This window comes from Massilia eurypsychrophila (assembly GCF_002760655.1).
In the GTDB taxonomy this organism is placed as follows: Bacteria; Pseudomonadota; Gammaproteobacteria; order Burkholderiales; family Burkholderiaceae_D; genus JAFCUW01.
Genome location: NZ_PDOC01000020.1, coordinates 51,188 through 66,271 on the forward strand (window position 1 = coordinate 51,188; position 15,084 = coordinate 66,271).

At 64.6% G+C, this 15,084-nt stretch carries 13 protein-coding genes and 1 pseudogene; 11 read left to right on the forward strand and 3 right to left on the reverse strand.

The annotated features are described in order from the left end of the window. The first annotated feature begins 3 nt into the window (after positions 1-3). Entirely contained in the window at positions 4-1,335 is a 1,332-nt protein-coding gene (locus CR105_RS22265) for a PepSY-associated TM helix domain-containing protein (protein ID WP_099792318.1), read from the forward strand. A gap of 33 nt (positions 1,336-1,368) precedes the next feature. On the opposite strand, the gene CR105_RS28475 is transcribed toward CR105_RS22265, so the two are convergent. Next, positions 1,369-1,545 carry a hypothetical protein gene (locus CR105_RS28475; RefSeq protein ID WP_180288272.1) on the reverse strand — a complete coding sequence of 59 codons (177 nt, stop codon included), beginning with the start codon at positions 1,543-1,545 and terminating at the stop codon, positions 1,369-1,371. Positions 1,546-1,788: 243 nt separating this feature from the next. Here CR105_RS28475 and CR105_RS22270 point away from each other — a divergent pair, with 243 nt between their 5' ends. The 6 genes and pseudogenes from CR105_RS22270 (at position 1,789) to CR105_RS22295 (ending at position 9,072) form a co-directional block, all read left to right on the forward strand. Beyond that, complete coding sequence (locus tag CR105_RS22270; RefSeq protein WP_180288273.1) at positions 1,789-2,673, forward strand: CAP domain-containing protein; 885 nt, start codon at positions 1,789-1,791, stop codon at positions 2,671-2,673. Between the two features lie 79 nt (positions 2,674-2,752). Further along, positions 2,753-5,125 carry a DNA polymerase II gene (locus CR105_RS22275; protein ID WP_099792374.1) on the forward strand — a complete coding sequence of 791 codons (2,373 nt, stop codon included), beginning with the start codon at positions 2,753-2,755 and terminating at the stop codon, positions 5,123-5,125. Positions 5,126-5,268: 143 nt separating this feature from the next. Next, on the forward strand, positions 5,269-6,345 hold the full coding sequence (locus tag CR105_RS22280) for a tartrate dehydrogenase (protein ID WP_099792322.1): 1,077 nt from the start codon (positions 5,269-5,271) through the stop codon (positions 6,343-6,345). 195 nt (positions 6,346-6,540) lie between these two features. Continuing rightward, positions 6,541-7,623: a porin gene (locus CR105_RS22285; protein ID WP_099792324.1), complete on the forward strand. Its 1,083-nt coding sequence runs from the start codon at positions 6,541-6,543 to the stop codon at positions 7,621-7,623. A gap of 140 nt (positions 7,624-7,763) precedes the next feature. Further along, positions 7,764-8,039, forward strand: coding sequence for a Rossmann-fold NAD(P)-binding domain-containing protein (locus CR105_RS22290; RefSeq protein ID WP_099792326.1), 276 nt, complete (start codon positions 7,764-7,766; stop codon positions 8,037-8,039). Between the two features lie 79 nt (positions 8,040-8,118). Next, positions 8,119-9,072: pseudogene (locus CR105_RS22295) on the forward strand (Bug family tripartite tricarboxylate transporter substrate binding protein). 132 nt (positions 9,073-9,204) lie between these two features. Here the strand turns inward: CR105_RS22295 and CR105_RS22300 are convergent. Further along, positions 9,205-9,444: a hypothetical protein gene (locus CR105_RS22300; protein ID WP_099792328.1), complete on the reverse strand. Its 240-nt coding sequence runs from the start codon at positions 9,442-9,444 to the stop codon at positions 9,205-9,207. 232 nt (positions 9,445-9,676) lie between these two features. Here CR105_RS22300 and gudD point away from each other — a divergent pair, with 232 nt between their 5' ends. The 4 genes from gudD to CR105_RS22320 are packed head-to-tail and all read left to right on the forward strand — an operon-like array spanning position 9,677 to position 14,033. Continuing rightward, positions 9,677-11,020: a glucarate dehydratase gene (gene gudD, locus CR105_RS22305; protein WP_099792330.1), complete on the forward strand. Its 1,344-nt coding sequence runs from the start codon at positions 9,677-9,679 to the stop codon at positions 11,018-11,020. Between the two features lie 43 nt (positions 11,021-11,063). Then, positions 11,064-11,834 carry an aldolase/citrate lyase family protein gene (locus tag CR105_RS22310; RefSeq protein WP_099792332.1) on the forward strand — a complete coding sequence of 257 codons (771 nt, stop codon included), beginning with the start codon at positions 11,064-11,066 and terminating at the stop codon, positions 11,832-11,834. Next, on the forward strand, positions 11,834-12,760 hold the full coding sequence (glxR, locus tag CR105_RS22315) for a 2-hydroxy-3-oxopropionate reductase (RefSeq protein WP_267873909.1): 927 nt from the start codon (positions 11,834-11,836) through the stop codon (positions 12,758-12,760). Before CR105_RS22310 ends, glxR begins: the two co-directional genes overlap by 1 nt. A gap of 10 nt (positions 12,761-12,770) precedes the next feature. Beyond that, complete coding sequence (locus CR105_RS22320) at positions 12,771-14,033, forward strand: glycerate kinase type-2 family protein (RefSeq protein ID WP_099792336.1); 1,263 nt, start codon at positions 12,771-12,773, stop codon at positions 14,031-14,033. A gap of 43 nt (positions 14,034-14,076) precedes the next feature. Here CR105_RS22320 and CR105_RS22325 read toward each other — a convergent pair whose 3' ends face one another. After that, complete coding sequence (locus CR105_RS22325) at positions 14,077-14,826, reverse strand: FadR/GntR family transcriptional regulator (RefSeq protein ID WP_099792338.1); 750 nt, start codon at positions 14,824-14,826, stop codon at positions 14,077-14,079. Positions 14,827-15,084 lie beyond the last annotated feature (258 nt).

Genomic DNA, 15,084 nt, shown 5'->3' on the forward strand with positions numbered 1-15,084 from the left:
ACAATGCAAACTACCGACACCGACATCGCGCGTCGCCGCAGCATCTTGTGGCGCATCCACTTCTGGTCGGCGCTGATTGCGTCACCGTTCCTGCTGGTTGCCGCGCTCACCGGCATCCTCTATATTTTCACGCCGCAAATCGAGGCGGTCCAACTAGGCTGGCTTGACCAGGTCGAGCCAGCCGGCGCGATGCGTCCGCTCGATGATGCGGTGGCGGCCGCCAGCGACGCCGCCCCCGCTGAATGGCGCCTGCAATCAGTGCTGCCCGCGTACGGCGAGCGCGATTCGGTGAAGGCGGTGTTTGTCGAGGATGCGGGCGCCGGTGAAGGCCATCATCACGGGGCCGCCACCGCCAAGCCCGCTGCGACGCTCGCTCCGGTGCAACCGATCACGGTCTACGTCGATCCCTACACCGCGGCTGTGATCGGCACGGTGGCCAACGACAAGCGCTTCGGCAACTGGGCCAAGAACCTCCATTCGCGCCTGCTGCAAGGAGACAGCTGGCGCTGGATGATCGAGCTGGCCACCAGCGCGATGATGGTCATGCTGCTGAGCGGTGTGGCGCTGTGGTGGCCATCGGCGAAGCAGCCTGCGCTGCCGCAGCCGGGCGCGCGCGGGCGCATCGCCTGGAAGCAGTGGCATGCGTTTCTTGGTGTGGCGTTGAGCGTGCTGACGCTGACGATGCTGGCCACCGGCCTTACCTGGAGCAAGTACGCCGGCGAGCAGATCCGCAGTGCGCGCGATGCGCTGGGCCAGGCGCCGCCGCGCGTGCCGGCCAATCTCGAGTCCGCCCATCACGAGACCGGTTTGACATGGCAGGCCGCGTGGAACATCACGCGGCGCAGCGCGCCCGATGTCGCCGTGCAGCTGACGCCGCCGCGCAGCATGCACGGCGTCTGGCGCGCGAGCTCAGCCGATCCAAGCCGGCCGACGAAAAAGTTCGACCTGGCGCTGGACGCTGCCGATGGCGAGCAGCTGTATTTCGCCGGTTGGGACAAGCAGACTGCCTTCAGCAAGGCGACCGCGATCGGCATTCCATTTCATCGCGGCGAATTCGGCTGGTGGAACCAGGCGCTGCTGCTGCTGTTCGGCGTCGGCGTGCTGTTCTCGCTGGTCTCCGGCTGGGTGATGTATTTCAAGCGGCGCCAGCCAGGCTCGCTGGGCGTGCCGCGACTGGCGCCTGGGACGTGGAGGGCAGCCGCCATGCCTGCTGTGGCGGCAGTGGCGCTGAGTGTGCTCATGCCCGTGCTGGCGGTCGCCACGCTGGCCGTGTTGCTGATCGAGTTGCTGTTGCGCTCGTATCCCCGATTCGCGTCAGCGAGTGCGCACCCGTAGCGCCTGATGCCGCCGCGCGACGCTATCTGCCGGTCAGCGGCGCAACTGTTCCGGCGGCGCCTTCAGCACCCGTTCCGTCAAATCGGAATCAATACCGCGCATCTTCAAAAAGGTGCGCGCTACATCAGTGCCGAACGCGGTCTTCATCGCGATCGCCTCGCGGACTTTTTCTTCTGTGTCTTGATCCTTGCGCTCATGCAGTTCTTCCATGACTTTCTCCCGGTAAGTGATGCATTTATAGCACGAACGCAAGCTTGCCGCCGCATTTGAAAGCGTGCTGTGCCTGATGTTTTTGATAGGCGATTCTTTTGACCACATCGTCCGCCCGCTGGCAGCAACATCTTGAAACGATTTGGTCAGATGATAGTGCCGCACGGCATGCTACTGTGCCCGAACTCGACGGCAGGCGCCCACTCTAATGCTTGTCACAACATCATTCACAGAGCGTGTACCTTGAAAAATCGTCTACTCAACATCGGCCCGGTCGCGATGGCGCGCTGCCTGCTCGCCTGCCTTCCGATGATCGCCGTATCGGCGCATGCACAGGACCGCGACTCGCTCGTCGACCTCATCAACGACTACCGCGCTGATCCGGGCAGCTGCGAAGGCTGGGAGGTGGACCCGGTGGCGCCGCTGGCCCAGCATCGCGCGCTTGGCCGGCTGTACGTGGGGCGCGGCGCTTCGCTGCAGCAGGCGCTCGCGACGGCCGGCTACAGCGGCGCCCACGCCAAGGCGATCTACATCACCGGCCCGCGCGACGAGTACGCGGCAATGGACGCGTTCCAGCGGGCCTACTGCAAGATCCTGCTCAGCACAGAATTTACCGCCGTCGGCGCCGGGCGCAGCGGCGACACCTGGCAGGTCGTGTTCGCCCGCCCGGCAGCGCCGGCCCCGGTTGCCCGGCTGCCCGATGCGCGCAACACCAGCCAGATCCTGCTCGACGCCGTCAACCGCGCACGGTCCACCGATCGCAGCTGCGGCAACCGGCGCTTCGCCGCGGCGCCGGCGCTCACGCTCAACCCTTCGCTCGGTGCGGCTGCGCTGGCCCACAGCGTCGACATGGCGCGGCAGGGCTATTTCAGCCACCAGGGCAAGGATGGCAAGGAAGTCGAGCAGCGCGCGGTCCAGGCCGGCTATCGCTGGCGTGGCATCGGCGAGAACATCGCGCTGGGGCAAAGCACGCCGGAAGAAGCGATGGCCGGATGGCTCGCCAGTCCCGGCCACTGCGCCAACATCATGAACCGCTGGTTCACCGAAATGGGCGCCGCCTTCGCCACCGGCGGCGGGCGCGACCGCTCGCGCGTCTACTGGACGCAAGTGTTCGGCCAGCCGAAGTAATTCGACCACAGGGCGTAAAATCGAGGCTGGCACGCACGCGATGCGTTTTACAGACTGATTGGCGCCCGAAGGCAATTCGTTGGATCAACTACAGCAAGGTTTTCTCCTCACCCGACATTGGCGCGACACGCCCGCCGGCACCGAAGTCGAGTTCTGGCTGGCGACCGACGACGGTCCGCGCCAGGTCCGGCTGGCGCCGCATCCATCGGTGGCGTTCATCCCCGCCGAGCAGCGCGAGCAGGCCGAAGCGGTGCTGCTGGGCGAGCGCGGCGTCGAGCTGCGGCCGTTGGCGCTGAGCGACTTCCATCACCGCCCCGTGCTCGGCCTGTATTGCACCCAATACCGCCAGCTGATGAAGCTGGCCAAGCGATTGAAAGAATACGGCATCGACGTCTACGAATCCGACGTGCGCCCGCCCGAGCGCTACCTGATGGAGCGCTTCATCACCGCGCCGGTCTTCTTTGGCGGCCAGCCTGGTCCCGATGGCAAAGGCCCGTTGATCGACGGCCAATTGAAGCCTGCGCCGGGATACCGCCCGTCGCTCAAGCTCGTCTCGCTCGACATCGAGACCACCGCCCACGGCGACCTGTACTGCATCGGCCTGGAAGGCTGCGGCCAGCGCCAGGTCTACATGCTCGGCCCGCCCAACGGCAGCGACGAGCCGCTCGACTTCGACCTCGAATATTGCGACACCCGCGCGCAGTTGCTGCAGCGCCTCAACGAATGGATCGAGCGGCACGATCCTGACGCCATCATCGGCTGGAACGTGGTGCAGTTCGACCTGCGCGTGCTGCAGCGCCACGCCGAGCGCTACAACGTGCCGCTGCGCTTCGGCCGCGACGGCAGCCCGATGGAGTGGCGCGAACACGGCGGCAGGCAAGGTCATTTCTTTGCCGCCGCCGCCGGCCGCCTGATCATCGACGGCATCGACGCGCTCAAGTCGGCAACGTGGAGTTTTTCGTCGTTCTCGCTCGAACATGTATCGCAGACGCTGCTGGGCGAAGGCAAGTCGATCGACAATCCATACCAGCGCATGGATGAAATCAACCGACGCTTCGCCGAAGACAAGCCGGCCCTGGCGCGCTACAACCTGAAAGACTGCGAGCTGGTCACGCGCATCTTCGCCAAGACGGAGCTGCTGACGTTTCTGCTGGAGCGCGCCAGCGTGACAGGCCTGGCCGCCGATCGCAGCGGCGGTTCGGTCGCCGCCTTCGAGCATTTATACATGCCGATGATGCACCGCCAGGGTTACGTGGCGCCGAACCTGGGCGACGTCGAAGGCGGCGACAGCCCCGGCGGCTTTGTCATGGATTCGCGGTCCGGGCTGTACGACTCGGTGCTGGTGCTCGATTACAAGAGCCTGTATCCGTCGATCATTCGCACCTTTCTGATCGACCCGGTGGGCCTGGTGGTGGGCACGCGCGACGATAACGATGCGCCGTCGGTGGAAGGCTTTCGCGGCGCGCGCTTTTCGCGCGACAAGCACTGCCTGCCGGCCATCGTCAAGCAGATCTGGGATGGACGCGATGCCGCAAAGCGCGAGCAGAACAAGCCGCTGTCGCAGGCGCTGAAGATCATCATGAATGCGTTCTATGGCGTGCTGGGGTCAAACGGCTGCCGCTTTTTCGATCCGCGGCTGGCGTCCTCGATTACCTTGCGCGGCCACGAGATCATGCACCATACGCGCAGGCTGATCGAAGAGAAGGGCTACCAGGTTATCTACGGCGATACCGATTCGACGTTTGTGTGGCTGCGCCACGCACACAGCGAGGAGGCCGCGGCGGAGATTGGCCGCGCGCTGGTCCGGCATGTCAACGAATGGTTCGATCAGTACCTGCTTACGCAATTCGGACTGGAAAACGCGCTGGAGCTGCAATTCGAAACCCATTACCGGCGCTTTTTGATGCCGACGATCCGCGGCTCGGAAGAGGGCAGCAAGAAACGCTACGCCGGCATGACGCGCAAAGCCGATGGCAGCGAGCAGATGATTTACAAGGGCCTGGAGACGGTGCGCAGCGACTGGACGCCGCTGGCGCAGCAATTCCAGCAAGCGCTGTATCTGCGCATATTCAAGGGCGAGCCGTATCAGGATTATGTGCGCGACTATGCGAGCCGCACCGTCAGCGGCGAACTCGACGAGCTGCTGGTGTATCGCAAGCGGCTGCGCCGGCCGCTCGACGACTACGAGCGCAACGTGCCGCCGCATGTGCGCGCGGCGCGCATCGCCGACGAATTCAATCGGCAGCAGGGAAGGCCGCTGCAATACCAGAACGGCGGCTGGATCCGCTACGTGATCACGCTGGCGGGGCCGGAGCCGCTGGAAGCGCGGCGCTCGCCGATCGACTACGAACATTACCTGTCGCGCCAGCTGCAGCCGGTCGCCGACGCCATCCTGCCATTCGTGCGCGACGATTTCACGGCGCTCACCAGCCAGCAGCAAACCCTGTTCTAGCGGCAGTTCACGTCGCTTTCGCCAGCAGGAAGCGCAGCACCTGAAGACTCGCGATCGGACATTCGTCGTGCGGCGGCCGCGGCTTCATCGAATGGCGGAATCGAGTAAGATCGACCACTCACGCTTCTTACCAGACATTCAACATGAAAACCCAGAAAATCGCAGTGATCGCCGGCGACGGCATCGGCAACGAAGTCATGCCGGAGGGCTTGCGCGTGCTGCGCGCGGCCGCGCAAAAATTTAACCTCGCGCTCGAGTTCGTCACGATGGACTGGGCCAACTGCGACTACTACGTCAAGCACGGCCAGATGATGCCCGACGACTGGCGCCAGCAACTCGACGGCTGCGACGCCATCTATTTCGGCGCCGCCGGCATGCCGGACGTGGTGCCCGACCACATCTCGCTGTGGGGCTCGCTGCTCAAGTTCCGCCGCGAGTTCGACCAGTACGTCAACCTGCGCCCGGTGCGCCTGATGCCAGGCGTGCCGTGCCCGCTGGCCAACCGCACGCCCGGCGACATCGATTTCTACGTCGTGCGCGAAAACACCGAAGGCGAATACTCGTCCGTCGGCGGCATCATGTTCGAAGGCACCGACCGCGAAGTCGTCACGCAGGCCTCGATCTTCACGCGCAAGGGCACCGACCGCATCCTCAAGTACGCCTTCGACCTGGCGCAAAGCCGCCCGAAAAAGCACCTGACGTCGGCCACCAAATCGAACGGCATCTCGATCAGCATGCCTTACTGGGATTCGCGCGTGGAAACGATGGCGCCGTCGTATCCGGAGGTGCGATGGGACAAGTACCACATCGACATCCTGTGCGCGCGCTTCGTGCTCTCGCCCGAGCGCTTCGACGTGGTGGTGGCGTCGAACCTGTTCGGCGATATCCTGTCCGACCTCGGCCCTGCCTGCACCGGCACGATCGGCATCGCGCCGTCGGCCAACCTCAATCCGGAGCGCAACTTCCCGTCGCTGTTCGAACCGGTGCACGGCTCGGCGCCTGACATCTTCGGCAAGAACATCGCCAACCCGATCGGCATGATCTGGTCCGGCGCGATGATGCTCGACTTCCTCGGCAACGGCGACGCCGGCTACACGGCCGCGCACGATGCCATCCTCAAGGCCATCGAAGCGGTGCTGCTGCAGGGACCGACCACGCCCGACCTCGGTGGTGGCGCGAATACAACGGAAGTTGGCAAAGCAATCGCCCTAGCACTATGACTTTATAGCGCACTAGCGCTATATCAAACGTTGTGCGCGCGGTCGCTTCCTAATCGGCGGCCGCTTGAACCACCGACATCCATTTCCGTCGAAAGAGGGTGACCCGTGGCGTCCCTGGGGACAGGGCCGTGATGGGTCGCCTCGCAGCCTCATCCTATTGATGCGGTGCTTTCTCTCGAAGAAAAGGATTGGGACATGAACAAGACCATCGTGGCAGCGGCGTTACTGGCCGCGAGTGCAGGCGGCGCATCGGCGCAGACCGGCCTGAGCATCTACGGCATAGTCGATGCCGGCTACGTTCGCGAAAGCGGCGGTGTGGCCGGCACAACCAACAAGATTTCCAGCGGCGTCGGCTCCTATTCGCGCATTGGCTTTCGCGGCACCGAGGACCTGGGCGGCGGCATGACCGCGCTGTTCCAGCTCGAATCGGGCTTCCGCGTCGATACCGGCGAGCAGGACGCTGCCGGCAGCCTGTTCAACCGGCAGGCATTCGTGGGCCTGAAAACGCGGGCCGGCAACCTCACCATCGGCCGCCAGTACACCCCGTGGCACCAGGCACTGGCGCAGGTTGGCGACCCGTGGGGCACCGGCTACGCGGGCGGAGCGAAGAACCTGTTTCCCGACTACGGCAGCAACGTCCGCACCAGCAACACGGTGCAATACTCGGCGCCGCCGTTGATGGGATTTAACGCCGACATCGCATATGCCGCCGGCGAACAAGCGGGCGACAACAAGGCCGGTCGCCAGTTCGGCTTTTCGGTCGGCTACTCGCAGGGGCCGCTGAACGTGCGCGTTGCCTACAACAACAAGAACACCGACATCGCGGCCGCGCCCGGCGTCACGCCGGTGGACCGCAGCGTCGGCACCAACCGGATGCTGGTGGCGAACTACGACTTCGGCGTTGCCAAGGCCTACTTCGCGTTCAGCAGGGACAAGGGTTTCAACAGCGCCCCGCTGGGCAACAACGCGAACCCGTATGGCGGCGTGCCGGCGACGGCGTCGACTGACGGCAACGAATTCCTCGTCGGCCTGACCGCGCCGCTGGTGGGCGGCACCGTGCTGGCAAGCTACATGCGCAAGAACGACAAGACCTTCTTCAACCAGGATGCGCGCTCCTGGGGCATCGGTTACCAGTATCCGCTGTCGAAGCGCACCCACGCGTACGTGGCCTACGGTGTTGTCAACAACAAGAACGGGGCAGGGTACACGGTGGCGAACAACACCGAGCCTGGCACGGGCGACCGCGCTTTCAACCTGGGGGTGCGTCACTCGTTCTGAACGCAGTGTCTTTCCTGCGCGCTGGAGGGGAAGCGCACGCCTTTCTGTCAGCCGCTGTAACGTTACACGAATGTCGAGGAAATCGAAGAGTTTTGTAGGATGGCCTGGTACAGACGTTAATCTGTTTAAGGACATTCGACGTGAAACCTGAGATTCTTGTGTTGGCCGCCGGCTCTTCGGCGCAAGTGATGGCGCGCCTGGACGACGAGTTCACTTGCCACCACCTGTGGCAAGCCGCTGGGCCGCAGCAGGATAGCTTCCTGCGGCAAGTGGCGCCGGACGTGCGCGGCGTCTTCACCACCGGCACGGTGGGCATCACGGCCGCGCAGGTGGCCCAGCTGCAGGCGCTTGAAATTGTCGCCGTCCACGGCATCGGTGTCGATGCGGTAGACCTTGACGCCACGCGCGCGTACTAGGTTAAGTCATGCGACGACTGATGACTGGCCGCACGAGCCTGCATTGAGGTCGCGCTCTACCTCACACCCAGGAGACAACATGAACACCAAACAACTACTTTCAGCACTCATTGTGGGCCTGGCCCTGACTGCCGGCGTACAGCCGCTGGTTTCCCGGAAAAGCCGATCACCGTCATCGTGCCGTTCCCGCTAGGCGGCTCGTCGGACAGCATTGCGTGCGTCATCGGTCCGAAGGTCACGGCCAAACTTGGCCAGCCGTGGGTGGTGGAAAACCGGCCTGGCGCAACCGGCGCCATTGGCGCCGGCACGGTCAAGCGCGGCGCGCCGGACGGCTACACCTTGCTGGCCGCCTCGATCGCCGTATATTCAGTCAACCCGGTACTGCAGAAAAGCCTGGCGTACGATCCATCCAAGGACTTCGACTTGCTGACAGTCGCCGTGCGCGCGCCCATCGTGCTGGTGGCCAATCCGAACCTCCAGGCCAACAACATCGCCGAGATGATCGCGTACCTGAAGAAAAACCTGGCAAGGTGACCTTCGCCTCGTCCGGCAGCGGCAGTTCCGATCACCTGACTGCGGCGCTGTTCTGGCAAAAGAGCGGTACCAGCGGCTTGCACGTCCCGTACAAGGGCGGCGCGCCGGCGATCACCGACCTGCTCGGTGGCCAGGTCGACGTCTCTTTCGTCAACATCAACACGGCGCTGCCTTACATGAAGGCGGGCAAGTTGAAAGTACTGGCGGTGACCGGCGAACGGCGTTCACCGATCCTGCCGCAGGTGCCGACGCTCGACGAAGCCGGCGTGCGCGGGGTAGACGTGTATTCGTGGCAGGCATTTGCAGCGCCGAAAGGGCTAAAGACGAAGCTGCACAGCGCCATTGTTTCTGCGGTCAACGAACCTGACATCAAGGCAAAACGGTCGAGCAGGGATTTGAAATTGTCGGCAATACGCCGGAAGAGTTCGAGAAATTCCAGGCTGCCGAACTGGCACGCTGGAAAAACGTCATCGAAGTAGGGAAGATCTCGGTCGAGTAATCCCCGTCGCTGCCGCTGTCGCCAGCCGTGCTGGCGACGCGGCCTTCGTCATGGCCGTTTGCCAGCCGCGCGTGCGACGAACAGACGCTTCACCACCAGTGCAGCGTGCGAACGAACCGTTATAGACTACGGTTAGCCCTTGGCGGCAAGTGCGCGGAGCAGTTCCGGATTGACCGAGTCCATGCTGGCGCTCATGCGATAGAGTTTCCAGAGGTTCGGGCCGGTGTCGGCGGCTGCCGCGACAACTGGCTTGGCCACCGTGATTGCCTTGGCAGGGGCCTTCGGCGCGGCGAACATGGCGGACAGGAAAGTCGAAGCAGCAGCGAACAGCGAGTGACCGTGGACAGGAAGGTTTGCGGTAGTTGTCGTCATTTTCGGTTCCTCATTAATTTGTTGGCGTAGATCCAGTATGGGTACGCACGACCTCCAATGCCAATTTCAAGTTCTCATAAGCATTATTCACAAGCCGAATGAGGCGATCGAGTTAAGCGGGCGGTTCGATAACAGTTATGCGCCAAACATATCAATCAGCGGTTGCGCTAATCGGTCGGCCTGACTATACTTTCACTATGTTGTACGACAACGGATCACTTCGGAGAGCGCGATGTCCAGCACCCAAGCGCAAGGCGCCCCTACCGTCACCGACATGCGTGTCGTGCCCGTGGCCGGCCGCGACAGCATGCTGCTCAACCTCAGCGGCGCCCACGGTCCTTACTTCACGCGCAACGTCGTGATCCTGACCGACAGCGCCGGCAACACCGGCGTCGGCGAAGTCCCCGGCGGCGAGCCAATCCGCAAGACGCTCGACGACGCGCGCCAGCTGATCGTCGGACAGTCGATCGGCAACTACCAGGGCCTGCTCAACAAGGTGCGCGAGACCTTCCGCGACCGCGATGCGGGCGGGCGCGGCCTGCAGACTTTCGACCTGCGCGTCACCATTCACGCGGTCACCTCGATCGAATCGGCGCTGCTCGACCTGCTCGGCAAATTCCTCGACGTGCCGGTCTGCGCGCTGCTCGGCGAGGGCCAGCAGCGCGAGCAGGTCGAAATGCTCGGCTACCTGTTCTACATCGGCGACCGCGGCGCCACCGACCTCGACTACGCCACCGATCCGGACGAGCCGAACGACTGGCTGCGCCTGCGCCACGAAAAAGCGATGACGCCCGAAGTGGTGGTGCGCCTGGCCGAAGCGTCGTACGCGCGCTACGGCTTCAAGGACTTCAAGCTCAAGGGCGGCGTGCTGCGCGGCGACGCCGAGATCGAGGCGGTCACCGCGCTGGCCGAGCGCTTCCCCGATGCGCGCGTCACGCTCGACCCAAACGGCGCCTGGTCGCTGAAGGAAGCGATCCGCCTGTGCCGCGGCCAGGACCACGTGCTGGCCTACGCCGAAGACCCGTGCGGCGCCGAAAACGGCTACTCCGGTCGCGAGGTGATGGCCGAGTTTCGCCGCGCCACCGGCTTGCGCACCGCCACCAACATGATCGCCACCGACTGGCGCGAACTGGGCCACGCGATCCAGCTGCAGGCGGTCGACATCCCGCTGGCCGACCCGCACTTCTGGACCATGCAAGGTTCCGTGCGCGTGGCGCAGATGTGCCACGAGTGGGGCCTGACCTGGGGTTCGCACTCGAACAACCACTTCGACATTTCGCTGGCGATGTTCACCCAGGTCGGCGCCGCCGCGCCGGGGAGAATCACCGCGCTCGACACCCACTGGATCTGGCAGGACGGCCAGCGCCTGACCAAGGAGCCACTGCAGATCGTCGGCGGCATGATAGCCGTGCCGAAAAAGCCGGGCCTCGGCGTCGAGATCGACATGGACGCGCTGGAAGCGGCGCACCAGCTGTATCTGGCCAAGGGCCTCGGCGTGCGCAACGACGCGATCGCGATGCAGTTCTTCTTCCCCGGCTGGAAATTCGATAACAAGCGTCCCAGCTTCGACCGCTAGCATTTCCGATTGTGTTCCTCTCACCGCTCAAGGAAACCAGACCATGACCATGCCGATCAACGAATTCAAGCGCGCCATCGCGGCGGGCCAGCTGCAGCTCGGGCTGTGGTCCGGCCTGTCGAATAACATCACCGTCGAAGTGCTGGCCAATTCCGGCTTCGACTGGCTGCTGCTCGACACCGAGCATTCGCCCAACGAGCTGCCGATGGTGCACTCGCAGCTGCAGGCGATCTCGCAAGGCATGGCGCATCCGATCGTGCGCCCGCCGTGGAACGACACCGTCACCATCAAGCGCTACCTCGACGTCGGCGTGCAGACCTTGCTGATCCCGTTCGTCCAGGATGCCGACGAGGCGCGCAATGCCGTCGCGGCGACGCGCTATCCGCCGCGCGGCGTGCGCGGCTACTCGGCGGCGGCGCGCGCATCCGACTACGGCCGCGTGAAGGACTATCCGAACCGCTGCGAAGAACACCTGTGCGTGCTGCTGCAGGTCGAAACGCCGCAGGCGCTGGCTAACATCGAAGCCATCGCCGCGGTCGACGGCGTCGACGGCATCTTCATCGGACCGGGCGACCTGTCGGCGTCGATGGGCTTCATCGGCCAGCCGATGCATCCCGAGGTGGTCGCCGCGATCGAAGACGCGGTGGCGCGCATCCTCGCCTGCGGCAAGGCCGCCGGTATCCTGGTCGGCGACGAAGCGCTGGCCCGCCGCTACATCGAGATCGGCTGCACCTTTGTCGCAGTCGGCAGCGACATCGGCATCCTGGCGCGTGGCGCCGAGGCGCTGGCCGCCAAGTTCAAGACCGCTACCTGATACACCAACAAAGGAGAAACAACATGAGTAAAGTCGGATTCGTCGGTCTTGGCATCATGGGCTTGCCGATGGCAACCCACATCCTCAAAGGCGGGCACCAGCTGTTCGCGCACGACCACAAGCCGTTACCAAGCGACCTGGCGGCGCAAGGCGCGGTTGCCTGCGCCTCCGGCAAGGAAGTGGCGCAGCAGGCCGACATCATCATCATCATGGTGCCCGACACGCCGCACGTCGCGTCGGTGCTGTTCGACGGCGGCGGCGTGGCGCAGGGTCTGTCGGCCGGCAAGACGGTGGTCGACATGAGCTCGATCTCGCCGGTCGAGACCAAGGCGTTTGCCGCGCGCATCAACGGGCTTGGGTGCGACTATCTCGACGCGCCGGTGTCGGGCGGCGAAGTAGGGGCGCGCGCGGCCAGCCTGACCATCATGGTCGGCGGCCCTGAATCGGCGTTCGCCACCGTCAAGCCGCTGTTCGAACTGATGGGCAAGAACATCACGCTAGTGGGCGGTAACGGCGACGGCCAGACCACCAAGGTGGCCAACCAGATCATCGTCGCGCTCAATATCGAAGCGGTCGGCGAAGCGCTGCTGTTCGCCTCGCGCATGGGCGCCGATCCGGCCAAGGTGCGCCAGGCGCTGATGGGCGGCTTCGCCGCTTCGCGCATCCTCGAGGTGCACGGCGAGCGCATGATCAAGCGCACCTTCGATCCGGGCTTTCGCATCGAACTGCACCAGAAGGATCTGAACCTGGCGCTGACCAGCGCGCGCCAGGTCGGCCTGTCGCTGCCCAACACCGCCACCGCGCAGGAGCTTTTCAACACCTGCGCTGCGCACGGCGGCAAAGCATGGGATCATTCGGCATTGGTGCGCGCGCTCGAAATCATGGCCAACTACGAAATCGGCGCGCCAGTCCCTCAATCAATATAAGGAGTCGCACATGAGCGAACCACGCGTGCTGTTGCGGCAGATGTTCGATGCTGCTGTCGAAGCGGCGCAGTCGTCGCACTGCCTGCCGCCGCATCTGCCGCCGCCGCCGCGCGGACGCACGCTGGTCATCGGCGCCGGCAAGGCCTCGGCCGAAATGGCTCGCGTGGTCGAGCAGAACTGGCCGGGCGAGTTGTCCGGACTGGTCATCACCCGTTACGGCTACTCGGCGCCGTGCGAGCGCATCGAGATCGTCGAAGCATCGCACCCGGTGCCCGACGAAGCGGGGCTCGCCGCCGCCAAACGCATCCTCGGCCTGGTCAGCGACTTGACCGCCGACGACCTGGTGATCTGCCTCATTTCCGGCGGCGGCTCGTCGCTGCTGGTGCTGCCCGGCGAAGGCCTCGACCTGGCGGTCAAGCAGGACATCAACAAGGCGCTGCTGAAAAGCGGCGCCACCATCAGCGAAATGAACTGCGTGCGCCGGCACCTCTCGAGCATCAAGGGCGGCCGGCTGGCCGCGGCTTGCCATCCGGCCAAGGTGGTGACCTTGCTGATATCGGACGTGCCGGGGGACGATCCGGCCGACATCGCCAGCGGCCCGACCACGTTCGATCCGACTAACTGCGCCGATGCGCTGGCGATCCTGCAGCGCTATGGCATCGCGATGCCCGATGCGGTGCGCACGCTGCTCGAGAGCGGCCGCGGGGAAAGCGTCAAGCCGGGCGATGCGCGGCTGGCCAACAGCGAAACACGCATGATCGCCACGCCGCAGATGGCGCTGGAAGCGGCGGCCGGCGTGGCGCGCGCAGCCGGCGTGCCTGTGCATATCCTGGGCGACAGCATCGAGGGCGAGGCGCGCGACGTCGGCATCGTCATGGCCGGCGTCGCGCGCCAGGTGGTAACGCACGGCCAGCCGTTCGCCGCGCCATGCATCCTGCTCTCCGGTGGCGAGACCACCGTCACGGTGCGCGGCGATGGGCGCGGCGGGCGCAACGTCGAATTCCTGCTGGCGCTGGGCGTGACCCTCAACGGCCTGGCCGGTGTGCATGCGATGGCGTGCGACACCGATGGCGTCGACGGCCAGGAAGAAATCGCCGGCGCCTACCTGGCGCCCGATTCGCTGGCGCGCGCGTGGGAGCAGGGCATCAAGCCGCGCGAGAGTTTGGCCAACAACGACGGCCACGGTTTTTTCGGCGCGCTTGGCGACTCGGTGATCAGCGGGCCGACGCTCACCAACGTGAACGACTTCCGCGCGATCTACATCACCGCTTGATCGAGTACTTGCTGGAGTCGTGGAGCGCGCAGCCGGCGAGCTTCTACGCGCCGGCGCCTTCGATGAGTTCCTGCGCGCGGCGCAAGCGTTCGCGGCTGTTACTGAGGTGGGTGCGGATCGCCGCGCGCGCCGCTTCCGGATCCTGGCGCGCGATCGCGTTATAGATATCCTCATGCTCGTTGATGACCCGGTCCATGTAGACTTTCGGATCGTCTTTCGCCAGCTTGGCCGAATTGAGCCGCGAGCGTGGAATGATATTGGTGCCGAGGTGGCTGAGGATATCGTGGAAGTAGCGGTTGCCCGACGCCTGCGCCACCAGCAGGTGAAATTGCAGGTCGGACGGCACGGTCTCGCCACCGCTGCGCACCGACGCCTGGAACGAATCGAGCGCCTGGCGCAGCTGCTGCAGCTGAGCGTCGCTGCGGCGGATCGCGGCCAGGCCGGCGGCCTCGGTCTCGAGGCTGATGCGCAGCTCGAGCAGGGCCAGCACGTCGCGCACGGTGACGACGGTATTCGGATCGATGCCGAGCGTGTTGGCCGGCTGCGGCTCCAGCACGAAGGTGCCGATGCCGTGGCACGTTTCAACCATGTTCGCCGCCTGCATGTGCGAGATCGCCTCGCGCACCACCGTGCGGCTGACGCCGAGAATGCGCATGATTTCCGACTCCGTCGGCAGCTTGTCGCCCGGCTTGAGCGCGCCATCGCGGATGCTGTCGGCGATATAGGCGACAACGCCCTGGGCGAGGTTGCGATGCTTCTTGGGCGGCGCGGATGGAAGGGGAGCAGAATTCATGGGCGAGTGGGCGGGGAAGAGTCTTTATAATTGCGGTTACCGATGCTGCCAATTATACTACGACATCGCTTGTCGGATAACTGACGACAAGCCTCCGGCTGGCGTTTTTCAGTCCCCTACCGAAGCGCGGCGGCGTCCATTAACGAAAACATTCGTCCTCCAACAACATGATCGGCCACGTTGGCGGCGCCGGTTTTTTGCCCCAAAATAGGCCCGCGGAAAGTACAAATTCGCCGGACAAGGTACCATTGAGGTATC

Bases quoted from the DNA above. Each gene is read 5' to 3' on its own strand.
- gudD (WP_099792330.1), top strand. From the start codon at position 9,677: ATGTCCAGCACCCAAGCGCAAGGCGCCCCTACCGTCACCGACATGCGT.
- CR105_RS28475 (WP_180288272.1), bottom strand. From the start codon at position 1,545: ATGGAAGAACTGCATGAGCGCAAGGATCAAGACACAGAAGAAAAAGTC.
- CR105_RS22285 (WP_099792324.1), top strand. From the start codon at position 6,541: ATGAACAAGACCATCGTGGCAGCGGCGTTACTGGCCGCGAGTGCAGGC.
- CR105_RS22325 (WP_099792338.1), bottom strand. From the start codon at position 14,826: ATGAATTCTGCTCCCCTTCCATCCGCGCCGCCCAAGAAGCATCGCAAC.
- CR105_RS22320 (WP_099792336.1), top strand. From the start codon at position 12,771: ATGAGCGAACCACGCGTGCTGTTGCGGCAGATGTTCGATGCTGCTGTC.
- CR105_RS22310 (WP_099792332.1), top strand. From the start codon at position 11,064: ATGACCATGCCGATCAACGAATTCAAGCGCGCCATCGCGGCGGGCCAG.
- CR105_RS22265 (WP_099792318.1), top strand. From the start codon at position 4: ATGCAAACTACCGACACCGACATCGCGCGTCGCCGCAGCATCTTGTGG.
- CR105_RS22280 (WP_099792322.1), top strand. From the start codon at position 5,269: ATGAAAACCCAGAAAATCGCAGTGATCGCCGGCGACGGCATCGGCAAC.
- CR105_RS22300 (WP_099792328.1), bottom strand. From the start codon at position 9,444: ATGACGACAACTACCGCAAACCTTCCTGTCCACGGTCACTCGCTGTTC.